Source organism: Cucumibacter marinus DSM 18995, from assembly GCF_000429865.1.
In the GTDB taxonomy this organism is placed as follows: domain Bacteria; phylum Pseudomonadota; class Alphaproteobacteria; order Rhizobiales; family Devosiaceae; genus Cucumibacter; species Cucumibacter marinus.
This window is the reverse complement of the sequence record NZ_AUCR01000009.1, coordinates 70,866-91,810: the sequence shown is the minus strand read 5'-3', so window position 1 is coordinate 91,810 and position 20,945 is coordinate 70,866. Positions and strand designations below refer to the sequence as shown.

Below are 20,945 nucleotides of genomic sequence, written 5' to 3'. Positions count from 1 at the left end.
AACAGCGTGTTGCGAGGATTTTCAGAGAAGCGGGTTCTGGCCGTCGACCTCGAAACAGAACTGTGTTTCCGAGGAATCCCGGATGGCGCAATAGTCGTAGTACACTCCGATGACGCCGCCACTTTCGCCGAACTCGCTGCGATAACCGCTTGCCGATTCCCCGTTGAGACGCGCGACGCACTGAGAGATGCCGCTGTATGGATCGCGGGCCGGTCGGCAGGTTTCGCTGCGGTCATTGAGTTCGAGCGATGTGACCGACCCGCTCGGCCAGCGATACTCCATCAGGACGTTGCGCGTGCCGTCCGCCTCGGCGGTCAGGAACGCCCGGGCAGTGCAGGGTTCGTCGTCGATGATGGTCCATTCGAGCTCGCCATCGGCCCGGTCTTTCGGGTTTCCGGTCCGGCACCGCCCCCTGACAGCGGGCAGGGCGACATGGGTCCATGCGGCATCGAGCGCTGCACCGGTCTCGTAGTCCGGTCCGTCATGGGGAAGGTCGGCAAGACGCAAATTGGCGGGAAAACTGTCAAGGAACGGCTTTTGGTCCTGCAATACCCGTTCGTTGCAATAAACGGCTTCGTCATCGGAGTGATCGCCGCCCCACTGCAACAGCGGCGCGCCTTGTGTACCATCGTAATAAGTGTAACCGCCCAGCCAGATGCGAGCCGCCTCGAACCGGACGCGGCTGTCGGCGGTGAGGGTCGTGCGATAGGGATCAAGCCAGGTGGGTGAGACCTGGTCCTGGGTCTTGATGAAGTCATGGGCGCAGATCGAGAGCTTGTCTCTGAGGGTCTGCGTGTCGGTGTCGGCAAAAAAGCGATAGTCCGAATACCCGTCTATGCCGATCTGCCAGCGCTGGGCCTGTTCGACGGTGGTGACGACGAATTGTTCCCGGGCCGGGGTGGCCAGCATATTGACCACAAGGGAGGAGGGCATGTTGAGCAGGCGGTCACTCAGGAGAAGATCGCGGACGATCTGAAGCCCGATATTCATGGCCTGATTGACGTCGTCCTCGGAATAGACCCTGTCGGGATCGCCGGACAGGACGAGAGGCGAATGAAACCAGAGCTTTGCCGTCGGATGCAGGACGCGGTCCACGCCGGTGATGTAATATTCGAAAGGAATGTGACGTCCGGCCATAAAGGCAAGGGCGCAGGCGGAGCCGCAGCTGTCGCCGGGGCCGACGGCGGTGGTGATCGAATGTTCGGCGATCAGGCGCGCAAGACGGGCACCTTCGCCCAGCGATCCGCCATTGCTGTTCATGCAGAGCCGGGGATTGAACCATTCGTAATTGCCAAGGGGCGAGGCGGCCTCGCCGGAAAAGGCATTGGCGGGTTCATCGATCTCGAAAACGCCGCGATCCAGCAGGCTCTTGAGCTTGTCCGCATCGCCGGGCGCTATCTGGCCGTCGAGTTTGGCAACGCAGTTCATCGGCATGTCGGGAAGGAGGGTGAAATCAGCCGCCTGACTGCCGCCGGCTGTTCCGAGCCAGAGTGCCGACAGGGTAACAAGGCCGGCAAGGGTTCGGCAGGACCACAGGGCCCCTATGGTCCAAAGAGTGGAATTCATCATGCGTCCCTCTCGCCCCCGCGATGGTGGCAAGCTAGCACGGCGGACAGGAACGTGGACAAGCACGATACCACCAGAGCGCAGAAATCCCCGAAAACCGTTGACTTGCCGGTCTGCGCGGCATAGAAACCGCGCCACTTGCCTGCACCTGGTGCGGGCAGGGAGCACCCGGGACCGTCGGTTAGCTTGCGGTTCGGCCCATAGCGGTTCGAACCTTTTGCGTTTTTCGATTTGGTCTGTCGGTTGGCCCAAACGGCCAGCAGAGGAGGGCGCGCTTGATCCTTAACTCTATGGAAGGACGACGCGATGTCGAAACGCCAGTCTCAGAAGTATAAGATTGACCGCCGCATGGGCGAGAACATCTGGGGTCGCCCCAAGAGCCCGGTGAACCGCCGGGAATACGGGCCGGGCCAGCATGGTCAGCGCCGCCGCGGCAAGCTCTCGGACTTCGGTCTGCAGCTTCGCGCCAAGCAGAAGCTCAAGGGCTATTACGGGAACATGACCGAAAAGGCGTTCCTGCGGAATTACAAGGAAGCCACCCGCATGCGCGGCGATACCGGTGAAAACCTCATCGGTCTGCTCGAGAGCCGTCTCGATGCGATCGTCTATCGCGCCAAGTTCGTGGCGACCGTGTTCGCCGCGCGCCAGTTCATCAACCACGGCCACGTGAAGGTGAACGGTCAGCGGGTCAACATTCCCTCCTATCGCTGCAAGCCGGGCGATGTCATCGAGATCCGCGAGCGCTCCAAGCAGCTCGCCTTTGTTCTCGAAGCCAACCAGCTGCCCGAGCGCGACGTGCCGGAATATATCGATGCCGATCACGGCAAGCAGACCGCGACTTATGTCCGGGTGCCGGCGCTTGGTGATGTGCCCTATCCGGTGCAGATGGAACCGAACCTGGTCGTCGAATTCTATTCGCGCTGACCGGTTCACATCGAACCCATCGAATTCAAAAAGGCCGCCCTTCGGGGCGGCCTTTTTTTGCGTTCGGCGGCGGGCGAACCGCCGGAGCTAGGCCGGCATGACGCCCGAATTGAGATAGACATCACTATCGAAATCATAGGCTGCATCTGCATCGCGCGGCACGTTCGATTCGAAAGCACGCAAACGCTTGAACACCGAGATGAGGTCAATGATCGTCGTCCAGGACGAGGCGAGGAACTTGAAGGAGTCCTCAACCTGGCCGAAGGCGTTCGAGATCTGCTGGAAGAGCCCGAGGGTCAGGGCGCCGGCAAGGATCGAGGGGCCCATGGCGATCAGCGGCACGAAGTTCGTCACCTGCAGATAGGCATAGCGGGCGATGTTGAAATAGAGGTAGTGCCGGTAGAGCCGGAAATAATTGCGCTGCACATTGGACCAGAGCCCGCGCATGGTGACCGGCTGGGCACGTTCGCCATAGTCTTCGCCGTAAACGAGTTCCTTGCGGAAGGCGGCCTCGACTTTCTGGTTCTCGAATTCGAGTCCGGGCAGCTTGTACCCGACGCCGGCAAGCAGCACCGTGCCGAAGGCTGCGGAGATCAACGCCACCCAGACCAGCGAACCGTCGACGGCGCCGACGAGCGGGAGCTCGGTAATGTTCTGGGAGAGATTGTAGAGCAGCGGCAGGAAGACGATGAGGGTCATCACCGAGGAAACGAAGGTGATGGCCAGACCTTCGACGATGCGGGCGAAGCGCTGGGTGTCTTCCTGGATGCGCTGTGAAGCACCTTCAATCTGTCTGAGCACCGGCCAATGGGTGAGGTAGAAGGCGTTCATCGCCCGCCGCCAGCGGAACAGGTAGTGGGCGGTGAAGAAGGCGTTGAGCACCAGCACGGTGATGTTGGGCACCAGCACATAGGCGACAGTCCACAGTTCGCCGAAGAAATCCTCGCCTGACACCGAGCCGGGTTCGGAAAGCGCTTGCTGCACCATGTTGTAGAAACTGCCGTACCAGTCATTCAGCCATGCGCCGATCTGCACGTTGAAATAGACCACCAGGATGATGGTCACCGAGCCCACGACAGACCACCAGTACCAGGGCGTTCGCTTGTAGAAGTACCAGGGAACGCAGAACAGATAGCCCATCGCGAGAATGTACTGGTAGAGCCAGACTTTCTCCTCGCTGAAGAACGGCTGGGGGTCGAACTCGGACGGCTGGATGGCGATCAAGGGGCCGAGACTGAGGACCGAGCCGATGGCGCCGCCAACGGTGAACCACACCAGCATGGCGAATGCGGTCCATAGCATTGCGGCAGGAAAGAAGATCTTGGGTTCGGGAAAGAACGAACGGAACACGGCTACACCTCCCACTGGCAGTGTGTGCTGTCATCTAACTGCCACAGCAGATACGGAACAAGCGAGCGATTTGGTGCAAATGGGTGATGGCATTCACAAAACGGTGCATAAGCCGTGCGCCGCGGCACGGAAGGCGTGGTGACCCGCGGGCTTTATCCGGGGCAGGATCGGCGCTATCACGGCGCCAAGGAGAACCATGATGGCCGACACCACAGCGCTTGACCCGAAACAGAGCGAAGCCGCGGACGAGGCGGAGGCCAGCCTTGCAGCGCTGTTCGCCGACGCGCCGGGTGGGGTGGAGTTCAAGAAGCTGCGCAAGCGGTTGTTGCGGCAGGCCCGGGATGCCATCGAGACCTATGGCATGGTGCGCCCCGGCGCGCGCTGGCTGGTGGCGCTATCTGGCGGCAAGGACAGCTACGGGCTGTTGGCGATCCTGATGGAGCTCAAATATCGTGGGCTGCTGCCGGTCGAGCTTCTGGCCTGCAATCTCGACCAGGGGCAGCCTGGCTTCCCGAAACACGTGCTGCCCGACTATTTGGCCCGCATCGGGGTGGAACACCGGATCGAGTACCAGGACACCTATTCGATCGTCACCGAAAAGGTGCCTGCGCACCAGACCTATTGCGCCATGTGCTCGCGGCTGCGGCGAGGGCATCTCTACCGGATTGCGCGTGAAGAAGGGTGCGAGGCGCTGGTGCTTGGCCATCACCGCGAAGACATCCTCGAGACCTTCTTCATGAACCTGTTCCATGGTGGAAGGCTGGCCGGCATGCCGCCCAAGTTGCTCAATGACGAAGGCGATGTGACGGTTTTACGCCCGCTGTCGTTTTGCGCCGAGCCGGACCTTCAGAAATTCTCCGACGGGATGCAGTTTCCGATCATCCCGTGCAATCTGTGCGGCACGCAGGAAGGGCTGCAGCGCGAAGCGACCAAGCGCATGCTCAACCAGATCGAGGCCAAGAATCCGGGCCGAAAGGATACGATGATCCGGGCGCTCGCCAATGTGCGCCCGAGCCACCTGCTCGATACCAAGCTGTTCGACTTTACCGGGCTCACCCCTGACGCCTGAGGCCTATTGCGCCGGTGCGGTGAGCGGGCGCTCGAAATTGGCGACCTTGAGGTCGTTGATAGGCAGATGGATGGCAGCCGACGCCAGGCCCAAGAGGATTCCGAGATACCAAACAAGGTCGTAGCCGCCGGTCATCGAGAAGACGACGCCGCCCAGCCACACCCCGAAGAACGAGCCGACCTGATGCGACAGGAAGGCGGTCCCGTAGAACATGCCGAGATAGCGCGGGCCGAAGAAATTGCTCACCAGCGATGCGGTGGGCGGGACAGTGGCGAGCCAGAGCAGTCCGGTGACGGCGGCAAAGGTGTAGGCCGTGAACTCGGTAACCGGCAACAGCAGGAACAGCGCGGTGACAATGGCGCGGCTCAAATAGATGCTGGCGAGCAGGATCTGCTTGGGCATGCGCGAGGCGAGCCAGCCCGATCCGAGCGAGCCGACGATGTTGAACAGGCCGATCAGCCCCAATGCCCAGCTGCCGACTGTCGGGGATAGCCCGCATTCGACCAGATAAGCCGGCATATGCACGGTGACGAAGGCCAGGTGGAAGCCGCAGGTGAAAAAGCCCAGCACCAGAAAGACATAGGAGCGGTGCGCGAAGGCACGCTTGAAGGCGGTGAAGGTGGGCAGGAGCGGGCCTTGGGATTCGGGGTCCTCCGCCTTGCCCTGGAGCGGAATGGACAGCGGGATGATCAGCAACAGGATCAGCGAAAAATAGATCAGCGCCGTCTGCCAACCCACGGCGTTGATCAGGGCCTGACCGAGCGGTGCAAAGACGAACTGGCCGGCGGATGAGGCTGCCGTGGCGATGCCGAAGACGAACGGGCGCTTTTCGGGCGGCACAGCGCGTCCAAAAGCGGCCATCACGATGGCAAAGGCAGCGGTGGCAATGCCGACACCGGAAATGACGCCAGCGAACAGGGTGAACAGGCCGGCGCCGCTGAACAGCGCCATGCCGAGCGTGCCGACGGCGTAGATGACGCCGCCAACGGCGATGACCTTGGCCGAGCCGTAGCGGTCAGCCAGTCCACCGGAAATCGGTTGGGTCAGGCCCCAGACAAGGTTCTGGATGGCAAAGGCGAGGCCATAAACGTCGCGGCCAAATCCGTTGGATTCTGTAATCGGGATGGTGAACAACCCGGCCGAGGCACGAACGCCGAAGCTGATCATGGCCAGGACGCAGCCCGACGCGATGATCACTGCCAGGGGAAAGCGGATCGCGGGCCGCGTGGACAGGGTAGCCTGGGTCATTGTTTTTCCATCGCCTTTTGACGATCAAGCCTAGCCAGCAGATAAAGCCGAGGCAAATTCAATCCAGTGATGCCAAGCATAAGCGATTTTGATCGGATGGGGAAAATCGATCAAACCGGGTCATGCTGGGTCTTGAAGAAGCGACCGTCCTCGGCAACCGCAACCATGATGATGCCGACAATGGCGCAGGCCATGTAACCGAAGATGATCGGGGAAATGGTGCCGTCGAACTGCTGACCGACCAGCGCACCGATCAGTGCGCCGCCGACGGTTTGCACCGAGCCGAAGACCGAGGAGGCGGTGCCGGCGACATTGCCCAGCGGCTCCATGGCCATCGAGTTGAAGTTGTTCCCGATGAACCCGAAACACACCATCATCGAGGCGAACAGCACCATGAACCACCAGAACGGCACGACCGCCATCAGGCTCCACGAATAAAGAATGATCGAGACGGCGGTGAAGACCAGCAGCGCGCCATGGGAGAGGGGACGCATGCCGAAACGGCCCACCAGCCGGGCATTCATGAAGGAAGAGGCCGACATCAGAAGGGCAACGGAGCCGAAGGCAAAGGGAAACAGCACGCCGAGCCCGTAAATCCCGTCAAAGATCTGCTGTGAGCTCGAGACAAAGGCGAACAGGCCACCGGTGAGAATGCCCGGTGCCATGCCATACATCATCGCCTGGCGGTTGGAGAAGACGATCACGAAGCCGTCGGTGACAGTTTTCAGCTGCAAAGGGCGCTGGTTTTCCGGCGCGAGGGTTTCGGGCAGCCGGTAATAGGCCCAGAGCAGCACGCCAACGCCCATGGCGACCATGCCGATGAAGATGAACTGCCAGGGGGCGAAAAGGACGATGAGCTGCCCGATCGAGGGGGCGAGCACCGGCACAGCCATGAAGATCACGAAGATCAGCGACATGATCTCGGCCATGGCGCGGCCAGAATAGGTGTCGCGAACGACCGAGGTGGCAACGATCCGGGTGGAGGCGGCACCGAGGCCCTGCAGCACACGCAAGGCGATCATGGTCTCGAATGTCGGGGCGAAGCCGGCAGCCAGCGCAGCAAGGGAATAGATCACCAGGCCCCAGAGCAGGGGGATGCGGCGGCCGAACCGGTCGCAGAGCGGACCGACGACGATCTGGCCGACCCCGAAGCCGAGCAAATAGGAAATCAGCACGAACTGGGTGTGGTTTTCGCTTTCGACGCGCAGGGCTTCGCCGATCTCGGGGAAGGCGGGCAGCATGATATCGATGGCCATGGCATTCAGCGCCATGATCGAGGCGGCAAGGGCGATGAATTCCCAGCGGTTTTTGTGCGGATCCAGCTTTGAAGCGGGCATGAAAAGCTCCAAATACAATAGAGCGGTGTCCGCTGCGGGCGCACACCGGTGCAAAATAGAATCAAAGCGGCGGAAATTGGCCGTCGCGGACGTCGGCTCCGCAAGAAGATCAATCGGCCTGGCGCGGAGTCGCCGGCGCGAAGAATGTCAGCCCGCGTTCGCCAAGACAAGCACTGAACGCGTTAAGTGGGTTACGCGAAGTGAAGCTCCAAACCCGGTCTGCACACTCAGCGCCGGTCGGTATAGCCCTTGAGCCGGCCTTCAATCACATAGGTAAGAATCTCGACCAGCTGGGCCGGGGTTTCGCAAACCGCGTTGGCGGCGGCGTCGACCTCTTTGAGGGCATGCTGGTGGTCCGGCCCGTGCATGACGATCAAAGGGCGGGCGAGGGCGGCGGCGTAGCCAGCATCGAAAGCTGCGTTCCATTGCTTGTATTTGTCGCCGAACCGCACAACCACAATGTCGGCGCCCTCGATCAGCGTGCGGGTGCGAATGGCGTTGATGCCGGCGCCCTTGCGGTCGTGCCAGAACTTGTCGTCTTCAGCGCCCAGTATGGAGACACCGACGTCGTCCGACGCCTCGTGATGGGTCACCGGTGCACTGATCTCAACAGCCAGTCCTGCGTCCCGCACTCCGGCCTCGACCTGCTCGCGCCAGTCCGAGTGGATTTCTCCTGAAAGGTAGATCGACCAGACCTTGCTCATCACTTGCACTCCTTCGGTTGGGCTGCGCGCAGGCGTTGTAACCCGGCAGACTGACGTCTCCAAGGTCTCAAAGGGTAGAGCGGGAGTGGGACGCGGAACGTCTCATCCGAAACTAGTAAAAGCGAGGCGCACCGCGTCCCACTCATCCGGGGTTTTGGGCTTGGACTGCGTCAACGGGCTGGGGTCAATCCCCGCTCCCTTTCGGAAGTACACCGCCGCCTTGACGGCAGCCGGCTCCGGCGCAGTTTTGGCCTCCGCTGGAGCGACCTCCATCGGACCCGGACCGGTCTATGAAGTTGGTCGGTTGGCGAACCGGACCCGAAGGGCCGCGCCCCGCGAACACCGCTTCACACTTTTCCTGCCAACCTCCCGCCGGAGCTCGTATGCATCCGCGCCCTGTTTGCGGGACCGTTCGGGCAGGATAAGGGAGGTTTTTGGGGCGGGGATAATTTCGATCCGGCACGAAAGTCAAAATCAGTCAGATGGACTGATCTTAGGTGAGAAGGCCATGAGAGCTACGCTCGAATGGCTTGAGCCTGTCGCCCTCGCCCTTCGAGGCTCAGCTTCGCTTCGCACCTCAGGTTGAGGCTTGGGGTTGCATCTCCACCCTCGTCACCCTCGGGCTTGACCCGAGGGTCCATGACGCCTCTCAATCTGGCAATGAGCGCGTGGGTTTACATCATGGCCAACAAGGCGAGGGGAACGCTTTATGTCGGCGTCACCAGCGACCTTGTGCGGCGTGTCTGGCAACACCGCGAAGGTGAGATGGAAGGCTTCACCCGTCAGCATGGTCTGAAGGTGCTGGTTTATTTCGAAGAACACCCCACCATGCCGTTGGCGATCCAGCGGGAGAAGAACCTCAAGCGCTGGGTTCGGCAATGGAAACTCGACCTGATCGAGGGCATGAACTCGAAATGGGAGGATCTGTGGCCCCGCATCTCAACGTAGCGGCGGCCTATTCCACCACACGCCCGCTTCCCGTGCGCCACCTCATCATGGACCCTCGGGTCAAGCCCGAGGGTGACGAGGGAGGGGAGGCCATGAGAGCTACGCTCGAATGGCGGAGACACCACCCCCACCCGTTCCAGCACTACCAAGGTTCCACCGGAACCTCGGTTTGGGCTTCGCCCAACCGCTTGTCACCCCCCGTCAAGGGGGAGGTGACATTGGGGCCAGCTCATTGTTCCTTCAACTCCATCGGTGAAGCCGGCACCGCCCAAACCCTCCCCCCAACGCGCGAAGGGAAAGTGGGGGCACAAGCCAACCACGCCCTCGCCCTTCGAGGCTCGGTTTCACCTCGCACCTCAGGGTGAGGGCTTGGGGGTGCATCCTCCCGGGCCGCCCCGGCCTCGTTTTGCCTCGCGCCGCCCCGGCCTCCGAGCCGGGGCCTGGTTGCATTTGGGCATGTAGGTCCCGGATCAAGTCCGGGACAGCACAGAGCGTGTGGCACTGCACTCCTCCAATCTCCTCGTCACCCTCGGGCAGCCCGCCGGCGCGAGGCGGGTAAGACCCGAGGGTCCATGACGCCTCTCAATCCGGCAATGAGCGCGTGGGTTTACATCATGGCCAACAAGGCGAGGGGAACGCTTTATGTCGGCGTCACCAGCGACCTTGTGCGGCGTGTCTGGCAACACCGCGAAGGTGAGATGGAAGGCTTCACCCGTCAGCATGGTCTGAAGGTGCTGGTTTATTTCGAAGAACACCCCACCATGCCGTTGGCGATTCAGCGGGAGAAGAACTTCAAGCGCTGGGTTCGGCAATGGAAACTCGACCTGATCGAGGGCATGAACTTGAAATGGGAGGATCTGTGGCCCCGCATCTCAACGTCGCGGCGGCCTATTCCACCACACGCCCGCTTCCCGTGCGCCACCTCATCATGGACCCTCGTCCTGAGCCTGTCGAAGGGCAAGCCCGAGGGTGACGAAGGAGGGGAGGCAGGGCCATCACCCAATCTCCGTGTTACCCCCACCCTGTCTCGCAACGGATTTGGCAAGCCAAATCCTGCTCGCGTTCGTGCGCTGCCAAGGCTCCACCGGAGCCTCGGCTTGGCTGCGTCAACCGCTTCTCACCCCCTCACGCCGGCGGGCTGGTTGCCTCACGCCGGCGGGCTGGTCCGGGATGACGGCGGAGGGGTCGGCAAAGATTCAAGCCAAATCCAGACTTCATCCTGAGCTCGTCGAAGGCCGGAAATGCAAAACGCCCCGGCTCAGCGGGGCGTTCTGAAGACGGGTGGGGAGAGCAGTAAGTGGCGCGTCAGGCGCTCTGCTTGACCTCGATGCCCTTGTCGGTGAGGTGAGTCTGCAGCTCGCCGGACTGGAACATTTCGCGGATGATGTCCGCGCCGCCGACAAACTCGCCCTTCACGTAAAGCTGCGGGATGGTCGGCCAGTTGGTGTAATCCTTGATGCCCTGGCGCAGTTCGTCGCTGGCGAGCACATTGATGCCCTCGAAGGGCACGCCGAGATAATTGAGGATCTGCACGGTCTGACCCGAAAAACCGCATTGCGGAAAATCGGGGGTGCCTTTCATAAACAGGGCGATGTCGTGGGACTTCACCTTGTCGTCGATAAAGGTGTGAATGTCGTCGCTCATGGCGGGGTCCTTTCGTTGCCCGGGTTCAAGAGCCCGGAAACATGGAATTCTCACTCGCTAGATAAGCAGCTGCCCGCGCGGTGTCGAGTGGTAGCCCGACAATTTGATCCGAGGCGTTGCTTACTCAGGGGCACTGGTCTGCAAAGCCAGGGCGTGGAGTTCGCCGCCCATTTCGCCCTTTAGGGCCGCGTAGACCATCTGGTGCTGCTGGACGCGGGATTTGCCACGGAAGGCCTCGGAAATCACTGTTGCCGCATAGTGGTCGCCATCGCCGGCCAGATCCCGAATTTCGATCCGGGCGTCGGGCAGGGCCTCGAGGATGAGTTTTTCGATGTCGCGGGCATCCATCGGCATAAAGGTCTTCCCCAATAGTCTCGCCGGGCGAAACACGTCCCGGTATCGTCGTCAGGCTGTTGCGGCAGCGGAGGGCTCGTCGTCCATATAGTCGGGGAACCAGCTCTCATGCGCCTGGATCAGCGCTTCCACTGATATGGCACGCGCTTCGCCCAGGATCAACGAGTCGCCGCCGGTATTGCCGATCCAGAAGGCCGAGACTTCCCGGCGCGCGGCCTTTTCCCAAACTACATCGAGATTGCGCGGATCGAGGGCGACGACATAGCGGCCCTGGTCCTCGCCGAAGAAGGTCTCGATGGGGGACACATCATTGAGCTGGTTGACCTGGGCACCGATGCCCGAGGCAATCGCCATTTCGGCGAGCGCGACGGCCAGGCCGCCATCGGAGCAGTCATGGACCGAACGGGTGATTCCCTGTTCGATGAGGTTGCGCACGAATTCGCCGGCTTTGCGCTCATGTTCGAGATCGACAGGCGGCGGGCTGCCTTCAATGCGGCCGACAACATCGCGCAGCCATGATGACTGGCCGAGATGGCTGCCCCACTGGCTCGGCGCGCCGATCAGCACGATAGCCTGACCTTCCTCCTCGAAACCGATGCGGGCCATTTTCGACCAGTCCGCAATGAGCCCGACACCGCCGATGGCGGGGGTGGGCAAGATGCCGATGCCGTTGGTCTCGTTGTAAAGCGAGACATTGCCCGAAACGATCGGGAAATCGAGTTCACGGCAGGCTTCGCCAATGCCCATGATCGCTTCGGCGAACTGGCCCATGATCTCGGGCTTTTCGGGGTTGCCGAAATTAAGATTGTCGGTCGAGGCGAGGGGAACGGCGCCGACAGCGGTCAGATTGCGCCAGCATTCGGCGACGGCCTGCTTGCCGCCTTCACGGGCGTCGGCCTCGCAATAGCGCGGGGTGACATCGACAGAAAAGGCGAGCGCCTTGGTGTCGTGCCCTTCGACGCGGACAACGCCGGCGTCGCCGCCAGGGATCTGCAGGGTGTTGGACTGGATGAGGTGGTCATATTGCTCCCACACCCAGCGGCGCGAGGCGCCATTGGCGTTGGAGACCAGGGTGAAGACCGCGTTGGCCACGTCAAAATCTGAAGGCACTTTGCCGAGCGGGCGAGGCTTCTTGAACTCGGTCCTGGGGCGGTCGTATTCGGGGGCCTCATCGCCCAGTTCCTTGATCGGCAGATTGGCGACCTCGGTGCCCTGCCACAGCACGCGGAAGCGCAGATCGTCGGTGGTCTTGCCGACGGTTGCGAAATCGAGCTCCCATTTCTCGAAAACGGCGCGGGCTTCTGCCTCTTTTTCCGGGCGCAGTACCATGAGCATGCGCTCCTGGCTTTCCGAGAGCATCATTTCGTAAGGCGTCATGTTCTCTTCACGCACTGGAACCTGATCGAGATCGAGTTCAATGCCGAGGTCGCCCTTTGCACCCATTTCTACCGCCGAACAGGTGAGGCCCGCAGCGCCCATGTCCTGGATGGCGATCACCGCGCCGGTGGCCATCAGCTCGAGACAGGCTTCGAGCAGGCGTTTCTCGGTGAAAGGGTCGCCGACTTGAACGGTGGGGCGCTTTTCATCGATATCGTCGCCGAACTCGGCCGAGGCCATGGTGGCACCGCCGACACCGTCGCGTCCGGTCTTGGCGCCCAGATAGACGACGGGCAGGCCGACGCCTTCGGCCTTGGAATAGAAGATCTTGTCGGTGTCGGCGAGGCCGGCCGCAAAGGCATTGACGAGGATATTGCCGTTGTAGCGGGCGTCGAACTCGACCTCACCGCCGACGGTGGGGACGCCGAAGGAGTTGCCATAGCCGCCGACCCCGGCCACGACGCCGGAAACGAGGTGACGGGTCTTTTCATGCTCGGGCGCACCGAAACGCAGGGCGTTCATGGCCGCGATGGGGCGGGCGCCCATGGTGAAGACGTCGCGCAGGATGCCACCAACCCCTGTGGCCGCGCCCTGATATGGCTCGATATAGGAGGGGTGGTTGTGGCTCTCCATCTTGAAGACCACGGCCTGGCCATCCCCGATATCGACGACACCGGCATTCTCGCCTGGACCCTGGATGACGCGCTCACCTTCGGTCGGCAGGGTGCGCAGCCATTTCTTGGAGCTTTTGTAGGAACAATGCTCGTTCCACATCGCCGAGAAGATGCCCAACTCGGTCAGGGATGGTTCGCGGCCGATCAGCTCGAGGATCTTCTGGTACTCATCGGGCTTGAGGCCGTGATCGGCGATGAGGTCCTTGGTGATGTCGATGTCGTTGCGAAAGGTCATGTCGTCCTGAAAGGGCGTTTGTTCAAAAAGGAAAAGGGGTTCGTTACCGCTGCCGGTTGGGCGAAAAGCGGTCGATCAGAATGGCGAGGCTGTCCAGCACGAGGAACAAGACGAGAAAAATGAGGCAGTTCAATGCCAGACCACCAATCCCGAGCCTTGCCAGGTCAAGCGACGGATAGGGGTAATCCCCCGCGACGGCGCCGCGGATCAGCACCCAGACCAGATAGGCGATCGGGTAGATCTGCATGGGTAACAGCGCAGAGAAGCGAAGGGTTCCGGTGCGATTGAAGCCTGCGAACCAGACCACGAACAGGATCGGGGTCACATAGTGCAGGAAAATGTCACAGACGTAGAACAGCCCTTCGGGCTTCCAGTGCGCGGCGAGGAAGGCGTGATAGTAGACCCCGACAAGCGTGATGGAGGCGGCGGCGGTCGCGACCACGACGGGCTTGCGGAACAGGCTCAGCCACCGGGCGCCGGGCAGCAGGTAGCCGAGATAAGCCAGCACCAGGAAGATATTGGTGGTGATGGTGAAAAAGCTCAGCAGCTTGAACAAAGAGAAGCCGAAACTGCGGCCACTCGCCATATAGGCTTCAAGCGAGATCGCGAATTGGGTCGCGACGGCAAGAACGCCGATAATCAGTCCCAGTGCTGCAAGGGCTCGGCCCATGTTAAGCGACAGCCTCCAGGAGCGATTGGAACAGAATTCGGCCGTCCTGGCCACCGTGGGCGGGTTCGATCAGGTTCTCGGGGTGAGGCATCATGCCGAGAACATTACCTTTTTCATTGAGAATGCCGGCGATGTTGTTGACCGAACCATTGGGGTTGGTGTCGTCATTGACGGCGCCGTCGGCCCCGCAATAGCGGAAGGCCACGCGGTCCTTGTCCTCGAGGCGTTTGAGCCCGACTTCATCGATGAAGTAATTGCCGTCATGATGAGCAATCGGGCAGGCGACGACCTGGCCGCGGGCATAGGCTCGGGTGAAGGGCGTGTCGGTATTCTCGGCCTTCAGGTGGACGGTCTTGCACAGGAATTTGAGGTCCCGATTGCGCATCAGCGCACCGGGCAGCAGACCGGATTCGGTGAGGATCTGGAAGCCGTTGCACACGCCGAGCACCAGTTTGCCGGCCTCCGCGTGTTTCTTGACGGCTTTGATCGAGGGCGCACGGGCGGCAATGGCACCGGCGCGAAGATAATCGCCATAGGAAAACCCGCCGGGAATAACGACGAGGTCAACCTCGGGCAGGGCCGATTCCCGGTGCCAGACCAGTTCGGGGGCCTGTCCGGTGATCTTCGTCAAGGCCGCGATCATGTCCCGATCGCGGTTGAGACCGGGAAACTGAATGATGGCGGATTTCATCGCGGAGCCTCTTCAATCTCGGTATCCGGACAAGCGGGGTCCGGCGAGGCCCTTTGTTGCAGGTTTGGCACAAAAGGCAAGGGGCTGTGGCAAGACAATCCCGGGCAAAGCGCCGCGTCTCTGCGGCGCGGCGATGGCATTGTGAAATCGGCCTATTCGGCAGGCTGGACCGCCGCCCGGCGGGCTGCGCGGCGCGCCTCATGCTGGGCAAGAGCGCCCGGCAGATGCGCCCAACGGGGCCGGGTAAACAGGAATTTGCCCCAGCCGGTCCATTCGATCGCGGCGTTGAGGATCAGCGGCGCGATAATCGCAGAGATCATGACGAGAAGGCTCAGCACGCCGGCATCGGTGATGAAACCGAGCTTGATCAGCACAAGGCGGGTTGCGGCCATCGGGATGACGAAGGCGAGGTAAACCACGATGGAGCGGGCGCCGAGCCAGCTCAGCCACTTCATGAAGGGCAGGGTGCTCAACAGGCCCGCCGCGACGCAGACGGCCAGAGCGCCAGTCAGGGCGAAGGCGAGATGGATGCCCGGCAGGTCGGCGAATCCGGCCTCGATATGGCTGAGTTCCATCAAGAAGCCCGGCGAGAACACCGCAAACCCGTTGATCACGGCCCAGGCGAGGAAGCCGGCAAGGCCGAGCAAAGGGCGGGCGATGACTTCTTCGACCACCCGGAAGGCCAGCGGCGCCAAGGCATAGCCGGCATAGAAGTAGACGAAATACTCGGCAAACTGGTCGAGGGCGTAGCTGGGGGTATGGACGGGCGCTATCTGCAGCATCGCCGCGCCGATCAGAACCAGCCAGTGCGGTGCGCGCAGGGTATGGAGAAGCTTGGCTGCCAGCCCGAACAGCGCCAGATCATAGATGAACCACAGGACCGAATAGGGTTCGACAATGGCGGTGAGGAGCGACTGGCCGAATCCGGTGATGTCGCCGGTCAGGAGACCCCCTTTGAACACAAGGGTAATCACGGCCCAGAGCGCGTAGAAATAAAGGTAATGGACGATTCGGCGGTCGGCATAGAGCTTCCACTCCCTGGCGATGACCGCGGAGAGGAACAGGCCGGAAATCAAGAAGAATTCGGGCATGCGGAAGGGCATGGTGAAGGCCACGACATAGTGCATGAAGCCGATCTGGCCGGTGGCTTCGCCCACCCCGAGGGTCGAATGCATCATGACAACCAGCATGATCGAGAGGCCCTTGGCGGCGTCGACCCAGGCAATACGGTTGGTGGATTGGGCGCTCATGAGTGGTCCTCCAGCATGTGCTGGAAAACACATAGCGAAAAATGCCGTCGCGCGCGGTTAATGGCGGTCCTGGCGCGCCTCAATTCACCTGCTAGGGTTAACCAGATACGCCAATTCGAATTTAATTTTAGGGAGTTAGCCGTCGAGGCCGATGGCCGGAGGCGGCGGTGTGTGGCCGGGTGTTTCGACAAAGGCCTCGAGCACCTTTGCGGCACGGGTCGCCCCGCCAAGCCCGCGCAGTTCATCTCCCAGCGCCTTGGCACCCGCGCGATAGGACGGATCCCCCAGCATCTGTTCGACTGCCTGGCGCAGTCTGGTGCCATCCACCGGCTTGCCCATATAGGAATCCTCGATGGAAATGCAGGCGCCACGCTCGCCCGCGAGGCGGCCATTCATGAGCTGTTCGAGTTGCTGGGGAATGGCGACCATGGGCACGCCGTACCACAGGGCTTCCTGAAAGCCGGTGAAGCCGGCATGGGTGACGAACATGCTGGCACGCTTGAGTATCTGAAGTTGCGGGACGTAGGGCCGGACGATGAAATTATCCGGAATTTCACCAAGGTCCTTCACATCGAACAGCTGCCCGATCGACATGACGAACTGGGCAGGAAGATCCTTCAGTACCGCTATGGCGGTGCGGAAGAACTCGATGTTCGAGGTGACCAACGTGCCCATGGAAATGTATATCAGCGGGCGCTCATCGAGCTTGTCCCAGGGAAAGTCGTCCTCGCGGGACTTCTCCTCGATGCAGGGCCCCACATAAAACATGGAGTCGTCACGATAGGCATCGGGGCGCTGAAGCACCGGGCTGGTCAGCATCAGGGTGATGTCGCCGCGCGACTGGAAACGGGGCCGGGTGTGAGGAAAGGTCTCGCGACCGAACTTCCGCTCGATATCGAAGCGGGTCTTCAGGAGCGGGAACAGGAAAGGCCCATTCAGCCGAATCGACCGCAGGGTCGCCTGCCAGCCCATCAGGTGGCGCGTCGCCTCGATCACCGGGTAGGGGAACATGGCGGCGGACTTCATATCGAGCATCTTGGTCGAGATGTGCCCGAATATGGCCTGCGCGTCATAAACCACGACGTCGGGGTTGAAGCGGGGTAATTGTTCGTTGAGCCATGGGACCACGACCATCGCTGCTTCGCGAGAGAAGGTCAGGGCGCGGCCGAGATTGCCGTCGTAAAGGACCTCTGCAAGCTTTCGGGACGAAAAATCGCCCGGAAATTCAACGAAATCCGCGCCGACGCTGCGTGCGATCGATTCATATTCCGCACAGTTGAAGACGGTGACGTCGTGCCCGCGTGCGGCGAGCTCTGCAATGACCGGAAGGCTGGGATTGAAATGCCCGCGAGCAGCGACACCCAGGATCGCGAATTTCGCCATTAAGTGAGGACCCGATCTCGTTTCACGGGTGTGTACACCCCCATTCCGCCTGAGACAACACGGCGGAAGCCGCTTATGTGCGGCCGATTGGCGGGGGTTTCAAGAGAGGCGACGCGGGCAGGTGCCGCCAGCGAAATCAGACCGGTACGGAGGCGTAGGCCGCGATCATGAGCCCGAGGGCGAGGACAAACAGGACGGACATGCCGATGGTTCTGATCATTGATTGCATCCCTGATTGCTGCCCCTATACGCCGCTGACGGCATTTCCCGGGGCTTTTCCACTGTAGGTGGAATTTGTGACGTTGACGTTAAGTCGCGCAGCATGAACGCGGCCTGAACGGTAAGGGGTGCCAGGCCGGCCCATTTGGCGATGTGGTGAAAGAAGGCGCTGCGTTACTCGACGAGCGTGATCGCGTAGTCCTCGATAACTGTATTGGCGAGCAGTTGCTCGCACATGGATTTGAGCTTGTCCTGGGCTTCGCCTTCGGAGCCGGCGGTCAATTCGACGTCAAAGACCTTGCCCTGGCGGACGCTGCCCACCCCGTCGAAGCCGAGACTGCCGAGCGCGCCTTCAATGGCCTTGCCCTGCGGATCGAGGACGCCGTTCTTGAGGGTGACGGTAACTCTGGCTTTCACGGTTCAGTCCTTCTGGGCTTTGAAATTGCAGCGCTATTTGACGAGGCGGGGGCCGGTGGCGAGTGCGTTTTCGGATTCGACCAGAATGCCGAGCCGCTGCGCAACTTCGCGGTAGGCGTCCACGAGTCCGCCCATATCCTCGCGGAAGCGGTCCTTGTCCAGCTTGTTGCGGGTCTTGATGTCCCACAACCGGCAGGAATCAGGGGAAATCTCGTCGGCGACTACGATGCGCATCATGTCGCCTTCAAACAGCCGGCCGCACTCGATCTTGAAGTCGATGAGCTGGATGCCGACGCCCATGAACAAGCCGGAAAGGAAGTCATTCACGCGGATGGCCAGGGACATGATGTCGTCGAGTTCCTGGGGGCTCGCCCAGCCAAAAGCGGTGATGTGTTCTTCGGCGACCAGCGGATCGTTGAGCTTGTCGTCCTTGTAGTAGAACTCGATAATCGAACGGGGCAGGGGCGTGCCGCTTTCGAGGCCCAGGCGCTTGCAAAGGGAGCCGGCGGCGACATTGCGGACCACCACTTCGAGCGGGATGATCTCGACTTCGCGGATCAGCTGCTCGCGCATATTGAGACGGCGCATGAAATGGGTGGGGATATTCAGCCCGTTCAGCTTGTCGAAGATGAACTCGGAAATCCGGTTGTTGAGCACACCCTTGCCGTCGATGATCTCGTGCTTGGCGCCATTGCCGGCGGTGGCATCGTCCTTGAAATGCTGTACCAGCGTGCCGGGCTCGGGGCCCTCGTAAAGGATTTTGGCCTTGCCTTCATATATACGGCGCCGACGATTCATTCGGTTTCATCCGTTCGTTTGGGGAGGGTGGCTTCAGGCGCCTCTCTTGCGCTTTTTCCGGGGTGGATTGCAAGGGTTTTGTGGCCACACTCACAGCGCGGGGCGCAGTGTCGCGGCGAAAGTCTGGGCCGTTGATTTGCGCGAATAATGCCTATATTGGCAACACGAGCCGGCGCTGTTGCGCCTCTTATGGCATGCGAAAGGGACCCACCATGGCCGGATTTGACGATCGCGAGCGCGCCCACGAAGCGAAGTTCGCCCACGACCAGGAACTCAAGTTCAAGGCAGAAGCCCGCCGCAACAAGCTTCTGGGGCTGTGGGCAGCGGAAAAGCTGGGTAAGACCGGTACCGACGCCGAGGCCTATGCGCGCGAAGTCATTGCCGCCGATTTCGAAGAATCGGGCGATGAGGACGTGTTCCGCAAGGTGAAGTCGGATTTCGATGCCGGGTCGGTCGATGTGTCCGAGGCCGATATCCGCGAAAAGATGCTCGAATTGCTGGCTCTGGCCGGCGAGCAGGTTTCGAAGGAAGGCTAGCTCTCCCTTCCGGTCTCACGGCCACATCACCATACAGTTCAAGGCCGGCGTTTCGCCGGCCTTTTCTATTTGAGGCGTTTCATGAGGCGGGCGAAGACCAGCGAGCCTTCCGGCCAGGCGCCATGTCCGCTCTCGATATTGATGCCGCCCGCATTGCCGGCATCGCGGAAATCCGAACCCCAGGCCGATGCGAATTCGGCGGCGCGCTCAAGCGAGCAATAGGGATCGGTGGCCGAAGCAACCAGAATTGAAGGGAATGGCAAAGGATCGCGTGGCATGGGCGCGAAGGGCGCAGTTTCCCTTGGGGCGTCGCGGTTTTCCTCGATGTCGGGGCACGCCACGAGAAAGGCACCGCGGACCTTGGTGTCGGCGAGGCGGCCGGCGGTGTGCACGATGGCGGCAACGCCCAGGGCATGGCCGACCAGCACGACAGGGCGGGTTGCCATCATGATCTCGCGGGCGATGGCGTCGACCCAATCCTCAAGCGCCGGCGTATCCCATTCCGCCTGTTCGATCAGGCGGGCCGTCGAAAGCCGGTCGACCCAGCGCGCCTGCCAGTGATCGGCGGGGGCACCGCCAAGGCCGGGAACGAACAGGACATCGGCTTCGGCGATCTTCACGCGGACTTCTCCTTCGAAGGCGGGCAGACGGGCGGGGGGTGAGGTATGCGCCATTTGTCCGGCCGGGTGCAAGGGGCGACCGCCTTGACTATCAGTAAGTAATCACTTACGGTAAGTTATGACTTACATAGAAGACACTCTCGTGGCCCTGGCCGACCCGACCCGACGGGCGATCTTTGAAAAGCTCAAGCGCGGGGCGGCTCCGGTGGGCGTGCTGGCGGCGGGATTGCCGGTGAGCCGGCCGGCGGTCAGCCAGCACCTCAAGGTGTTGAAGCAGGCCGGGCTGGTGACCGACAGGGCAGAGGGTGTGAGACGGATCTATGCGATCAACAGGGCCGGGCTGACCGCCATGCGCGACTGGATCGACGGGTTCTGGGATACGGCGCTCGAAGGGTATGCCGCCGCGTTTGAGGATGAAGCGAATGGGGAGGAACACAAATGAATGCGATTGCCAATGAGGCCGGTCTGGAACCGGTGGTCAAGGAACTGATGGTGCCGGCCAAACCGGACAGGGCCTTTGACGTGTTTGTCCATGGCATTGGGACATGGTGGCCGCGCGATCACAAGCTGTCGGACGCGGCGCTCGATACGGTCGTGATCGAACCTCGTGAGGGCGGCGCGTTGTACGAGGTCGATGCCGACGGTGTGCGCTGCGAATGGGGACATGTGATCGCCTTCGAGCCGGGGAAACGCCTGGTGCTCGGCTGGCAGCTCAATGCCGAATGGGTGTTCGATGCCGGTTTCGTGACCGAAGTCGAAGTGACTTTTGCCGCGGTCGACAGCGGAACGCTTGTGCGGCTCGAACACCGTAATCTCGAGCGCTATGGCGAGAACGCTGCCGGGGTGCGGCAGTCGATCTCGTCACCGACAGGCTGGCCGGGCATTCTTGAAAGCTATGCAGCGCTTGTGAAGGCAAACTAGAGGCCAGGCA

The 20,945-nt window shown here is 61.5% G+C and carries 22 protein-coding genes; 7 read left to right on the top strand and 15 right to left on the bottom strand.

The genetic code is table 11. The features are described from left to right. Nucleotides 1-21: 21 nt before the first annotated feature. Nucleotides 22-1,569 (bottom strand): COG3904 family protein, encoded by a 1,548-nt coding sequence (locus tag G489_RS0106500; RefSeq protein WP_029040853.1) that lies wholly within the window; start codon nucleotides 1,567-1,569, stop codon nucleotides 22-24. A 303-nt stretch (nucleotides 1,570-1,872) separates the two neighbouring features. On the opposite strand from G489_RS0106500, the gene rpsD reads away from it, so the two are divergent. Further along, complete coding sequence (rpsD, locus tag G489_RS0106495) at nucleotides 1,873-2,490, top strand: 30S ribosomal protein S4 (protein WP_029040852.1); 618 nt, start codon at nucleotides 1,873-1,875, stop codon at nucleotides 2,488-2,490. Between the two features lie 87 nt (nucleotides 2,491-2,577). Here the strand turns inward: rpsD and sbmA are convergent, their stop codons facing one another. Further along, the gene (gene sbmA, locus G489_RS0106490; protein WP_029040851.1) at nucleotides 2,578-3,840 is read right to left on the bottom strand and encodes a peptide antibiotic transporter SbmA; all 1,263 of its coding nucleotides are present in this window, start codon (nucleotides 3,838-3,840) and stop codon (nucleotides 2,578-2,580) included. 199 nt (nucleotides 3,841-4,039) lie between these two features. On the opposite strand from sbmA, the gene ttcA reads away from it, so the two are divergent. Further along, nucleotides 4,040-4,909 (top strand): tRNA 2-thiocytidine(32) synthetase TtcA, encoded by an 870-nt coding sequence (gene ttcA, locus G489_RS0106485; protein ID WP_029040850.1) that lies wholly within the window; start codon nucleotides 4,040-4,042, stop codon nucleotides 4,907-4,909. A gap of 3 nt (nucleotides 4,910-4,912) precedes the next feature. On the opposite strand, the gene G489_RS0106480 is transcribed toward ttcA, so the two are convergent. The 3 genes from G489_RS0106480 to G489_RS0106470 all read right to left on the bottom strand — a co-directional run bounded on the left by G489_RS0106480 (nucleotide 4,913) and on the right by G489_RS0106470 (nucleotide 8,198). Beyond that, the gene (locus G489_RS0106480; protein ID WP_029040849.1) at nucleotides 4,913-6,157 is read right to left on the bottom strand and encodes an MFS transporter; all 1,245 of its coding nucleotides are present in this window, start codon (nucleotides 6,155-6,157) and stop codon (nucleotides 4,913-4,915) included. Nucleotides 6,158-6,267: 110 nt separating this feature from the next. Further along, nucleotides 6,268-7,494 carry a multidrug effflux MFS transporter gene (locus G489_RS0106475; protein WP_029040848.1) on the bottom strand — a complete coding sequence of 409 codons (1,227 nt, stop codon included), beginning with the start codon at nucleotides 7,492-7,494 and terminating at the stop codon, nucleotides 6,268-6,270. A gap of 227 nt (nucleotides 7,495-7,721) precedes the next feature. After that, complete coding sequence (locus G489_RS0106470; RefSeq protein ID WP_029040847.1) at nucleotides 7,722-8,198, bottom strand: YtoQ family protein; 477 nt, start codon at nucleotides 8,196-8,198, stop codon at nucleotides 7,722-7,724. Between the two features lie 660 nt (nucleotides 8,199-8,858). Here G489_RS0106470 and G489_RS0106460 point away from each other — a divergent pair. Next, on the top strand, nucleotides 8,859-9,146 hold the full coding sequence (locus G489_RS0106460; protein ID WP_029040846.1) for a GIY-YIG nuclease family protein: 288 nt from the start codon (nucleotides 8,859-8,861) through the stop codon (nucleotides 9,144-9,146). A 572-nt stretch (nucleotides 9,147-9,718) separates the two neighbouring features. Beyond that, nucleotides 9,719-10,369, top strand: a complete 651-nt coding sequence (locus tag G489_RS22870; RefSeq protein WP_342667635.1) for a GIY-YIG nuclease family protein — start codon at nucleotides 9,719-9,721, stop codon at nucleotides 10,367-10,369. Between the two features lie 82 nt (nucleotides 10,370-10,451). Here the strand turns inward: G489_RS22870 and grxD are convergent, their stop codons facing one another. From grxD to purC, 9 genes are all read right to left on the bottom strand, one after another. Beyond that, nucleotides 10,452-10,790: a Grx4 family monothiol glutaredoxin gene (grxD, locus tag G489_RS0106450; protein WP_029040845.1), complete on the bottom strand. Its 339-nt coding sequence runs from the start codon at nucleotides 10,788-10,790 to the stop codon at nucleotides 10,452-10,454. A gap of 120 nt (nucleotides 10,791-10,910) precedes the next feature. Next, complete coding sequence (locus G489_RS0106445; protein ID WP_029040844.1) at nucleotides 10,911-11,144, bottom strand: BolA family protein; 234 nt, start codon at nucleotides 11,142-11,144, stop codon at nucleotides 10,911-10,913. A 51-nt stretch (nucleotides 11,145-11,195) separates the two neighbouring features. Continuing rightward, nucleotides 11,196-13,430 carry a phosphoribosylformylglycinamidine synthase subunit PurL gene (purL, locus tag G489_RS0106440; protein ID WP_029040843.1) on the bottom strand — a complete coding sequence of 745 codons (2,235 nt, stop codon included), beginning with the start codon at nucleotides 13,428-13,430 and terminating at the stop codon, nucleotides 11,196-11,198. Between the two features lie 43 nt (nucleotides 13,431-13,473). Continuing rightward, nucleotides 13,474-14,100, bottom strand: coding sequence for a Pr6Pr family membrane protein (locus tag G489_RS0106435; RefSeq protein WP_029040842.1), 627 nt, complete (start codon nucleotides 14,098-14,100; stop codon nucleotides 13,474-13,476). Between the two features lies 1 nt (nucleotide 14,101). After that, nucleotides 14,102-14,791, bottom strand: a complete 690-nt coding sequence (gene purQ, locus G489_RS0106430) for a phosphoribosylformylglycinamidine synthase subunit PurQ (RefSeq protein WP_029040841.1) — start codon at nucleotides 14,789-14,791, stop codon at nucleotides 14,102-14,104. A 152-nt stretch (nucleotides 14,792-14,943) separates the two neighbouring features. Next, nucleotides 14,944-16,041 (bottom strand): acyltransferase family protein, encoded by a 1,098-nt coding sequence (locus G489_RS19390; RefSeq protein ID WP_035871810.1) that lies wholly within the window; start codon nucleotides 16,039-16,041, stop codon nucleotides 14,944-14,946. A 135-nt stretch (nucleotides 16,042-16,176) separates the two neighbouring features. Beyond that, the gene (locus tag G489_RS0106420) at nucleotides 16,177-17,424 is read right to left on the bottom strand and encodes a nucleotide disphospho-sugar-binding domain-containing protein (RefSeq protein ID WP_029040840.1); all 1,248 of its coding nucleotides are present in this window, start codon (nucleotides 17,422-17,424) and stop codon (nucleotides 16,177-16,179) included. Between the two features lie 393 nt (nucleotides 17,425-17,817). Next, on the bottom strand, nucleotides 17,818-18,060 hold the full coding sequence (gene purS / locus G489_RS0106410; protein WP_029040839.1) for a phosphoribosylformylglycinamidine synthase subunit PurS: 243 nt from the start codon (nucleotides 18,058-18,060) through the stop codon (nucleotides 17,818-17,820). 33 nt (nucleotides 18,061-18,093) lie between these two features. Continuing rightward, nucleotides 18,094-18,858 carry a phosphoribosylaminoimidazolesuccinocarboxamide synthase gene (gene purC / locus G489_RS0106405; RefSeq protein ID WP_029040838.1) on the bottom strand — a complete coding sequence of 255 codons (765 nt, stop codon included), beginning with the start codon at nucleotides 18,856-18,858 and terminating at the stop codon, nucleotides 18,094-18,096. Nucleotides 18,859-19,070: 212 nt separating this feature from the next. On the opposite strand from purC, the gene G489_RS0106400 reads away from it, so the two are divergent. Further along, nucleotides 19,071-19,394, top strand: coding sequence for a DUF1476 domain-containing protein (locus G489_RS0106400; protein WP_029040837.1), 324 nt, complete (start codon nucleotides 19,071-19,073; stop codon nucleotides 19,392-19,394). 65 nt (nucleotides 19,395-19,459) lie between these two features. Here the strand turns inward: G489_RS0106400 and G489_RS0106395 are convergent, their stop codons facing one another. Beyond that, nucleotides 19,460-20,014 (bottom strand): RBBP9/YdeN family alpha/beta hydrolase, encoded by a 555-nt coding sequence (locus tag G489_RS0106395; protein ID WP_029040836.1) that lies wholly within the window; start codon nucleotides 20,012-20,014, stop codon nucleotides 19,460-19,462. 118 nt (nucleotides 20,015-20,132) lie between these two features. On the opposite strand from G489_RS0106395, the gene G489_RS0106390 reads away from it, so the two are divergent. Beyond that, nucleotides 20,133-20,456: an ArsR/SmtB family transcription factor gene (locus G489_RS0106390; RefSeq protein ID WP_029040835.1), complete on the top strand. Its 324-nt coding sequence runs from the start codon at nucleotides 20,133-20,135 to the stop codon at nucleotides 20,454-20,456. Continuing rightward, complete coding sequence (locus G489_RS0106385) at nucleotides 20,453-20,935, top strand: SRPBCC family protein (RefSeq protein ID WP_029040834.1); 483 nt, start codon at nucleotides 20,453-20,455, stop codon at nucleotides 20,933-20,935. Before G489_RS0106390 ends, G489_RS0106385 begins: the two co-directional genes overlap by 4 nt. Nucleotides 20,936-20,945: the final 10 nt, after the last annotated feature.

What these genes read in the sequence shown, in the direction of transcription:
- G489_RS0106500 (WP_029040853.1), bottom strand. Translation starts at nt 1,569, where the DNA reads ATGATGAATTCCACTCTTTGGACCATAGGGGCCCTGTGGTCCTGCCGA.
- rpsD (WP_029040852.1), top strand. Translation starts at nt 1,873, where the DNA reads ATGTCGAAACGCCAGTCTCAGAAGTATAAGATTGACCGCCGCATGGGC.
- ttcA (WP_029040850.1), top strand. Translation starts at nt 4,040, where the DNA reads ATGGCCGACACCACAGCGCTTGACCCGAAACAGAGCGAAGCCGCGGAC.
- G489_RS0106480 (WP_029040849.1), bottom strand. Translation starts at nt 6,157, where the DNA reads ATGACCCAGGCTACCCTGTCCACGCGGCCCGCGATCCGCTTTCCCCTG.
- G489_RS0106475 (WP_029040848.1), bottom strand. Translation starts at nt 7,494, where the DNA reads ATGCCCGCTTCAAAGCTGGATCCGCACAAAAACCGCTGGGAATTCATC.
- G489_RS0106470 (WP_029040847.1), bottom strand. Translation starts at nt 8,198, where the DNA reads ATGAGCAAGGTCTGGTCGATCTACCTTTCAGGAGAAATCCACTCGGAC.
- G489_RS0106460 (WP_029040846.1), top strand. Translation starts at nt 8,859, where the DNA reads ATGAGCGCGTGGGTTTACATCATGGCCAACAAGGCGAGGGGAACGCTT.
- G489_RS22870 (WP_342667635.1), top strand. Translation starts at nt 9,719, where the DNA reads ATGACGCCTCTCAATCCGGCAATGAGCGCGTGGGTTTACATCATGGCC.
- grxD (WP_029040845.1), bottom strand. Translation starts at nt 10,790, where the DNA reads ATGAGCGACGACATTCACACCTTTATCGACGACAAGGTGAAGTCCCAC.
- G489_RS0106445 (WP_029040844.1), bottom strand. Translation starts at nt 11,144, where the DNA reads ATGCCGATGGATGCCCGCGACATCGAAAAACTCATCCTCGAGGCCCTG.
- purL (WP_029040843.1), bottom strand. Translation starts at nt 13,430, where the DNA reads ATGACCTTTCGCAACGACATCGACATCACCAAGGACCTCATCGCCGAT.
- G489_RS0106435 (WP_029040842.1), bottom strand. Translation starts at nt 14,100, where the DNA reads ATGGGCCGAGCCCTTGCAGCACTGGGACTGATTATCGGCGTTCTTGCC.
- purQ (WP_029040841.1), bottom strand. Translation starts at nt 14,791, where the DNA reads ATGAAATCCGCCATCATTCAGTTTCCCGGTCTCAACCGCGATCGGGAC.
- G489_RS19390 (WP_035871810.1), bottom strand. Translation starts at nt 16,041, where the DNA reads ATGAGCGCCCAATCCACCAACCGTATTGCCTGGGTCGACGCCGCCAAG.
- G489_RS0106420 (WP_029040840.1), bottom strand. Translation starts at nt 17,424, where the DNA reads ATGGCGAAATTCGCGATCCTGGGTGTCGCTGCTCGCGGGCATTTCAAT.
- purC (WP_029040838.1), bottom strand. Translation starts at nt 18,858, where the DNA reads ATGAATCGTCGGCGCCGTATATATGAAGGCAAGGCCAAAATCCTTTAC.
- G489_RS0106400 (WP_029040837.1), top strand. Translation starts at nt 19,071, where the DNA reads ATGGCCGGATTTGACGATCGCGAGCGCGCCCACGAAGCGAAGTTCGCC.
- G489_RS0106390 (WP_029040835.1), top strand. Translation starts at nt 20,133, where the DNA reads ATGACTTACATAGAAGACACTCTCGTGGCCCTGGCCGACCCGACCCGA.
- G489_RS0106385 (WP_029040834.1), top strand. Translation starts at nt 20,453, where the DNA reads ATGAATGCGATTGCCAATGAGGCCGGTCTGGAACCGGTGGTCAAGGAA.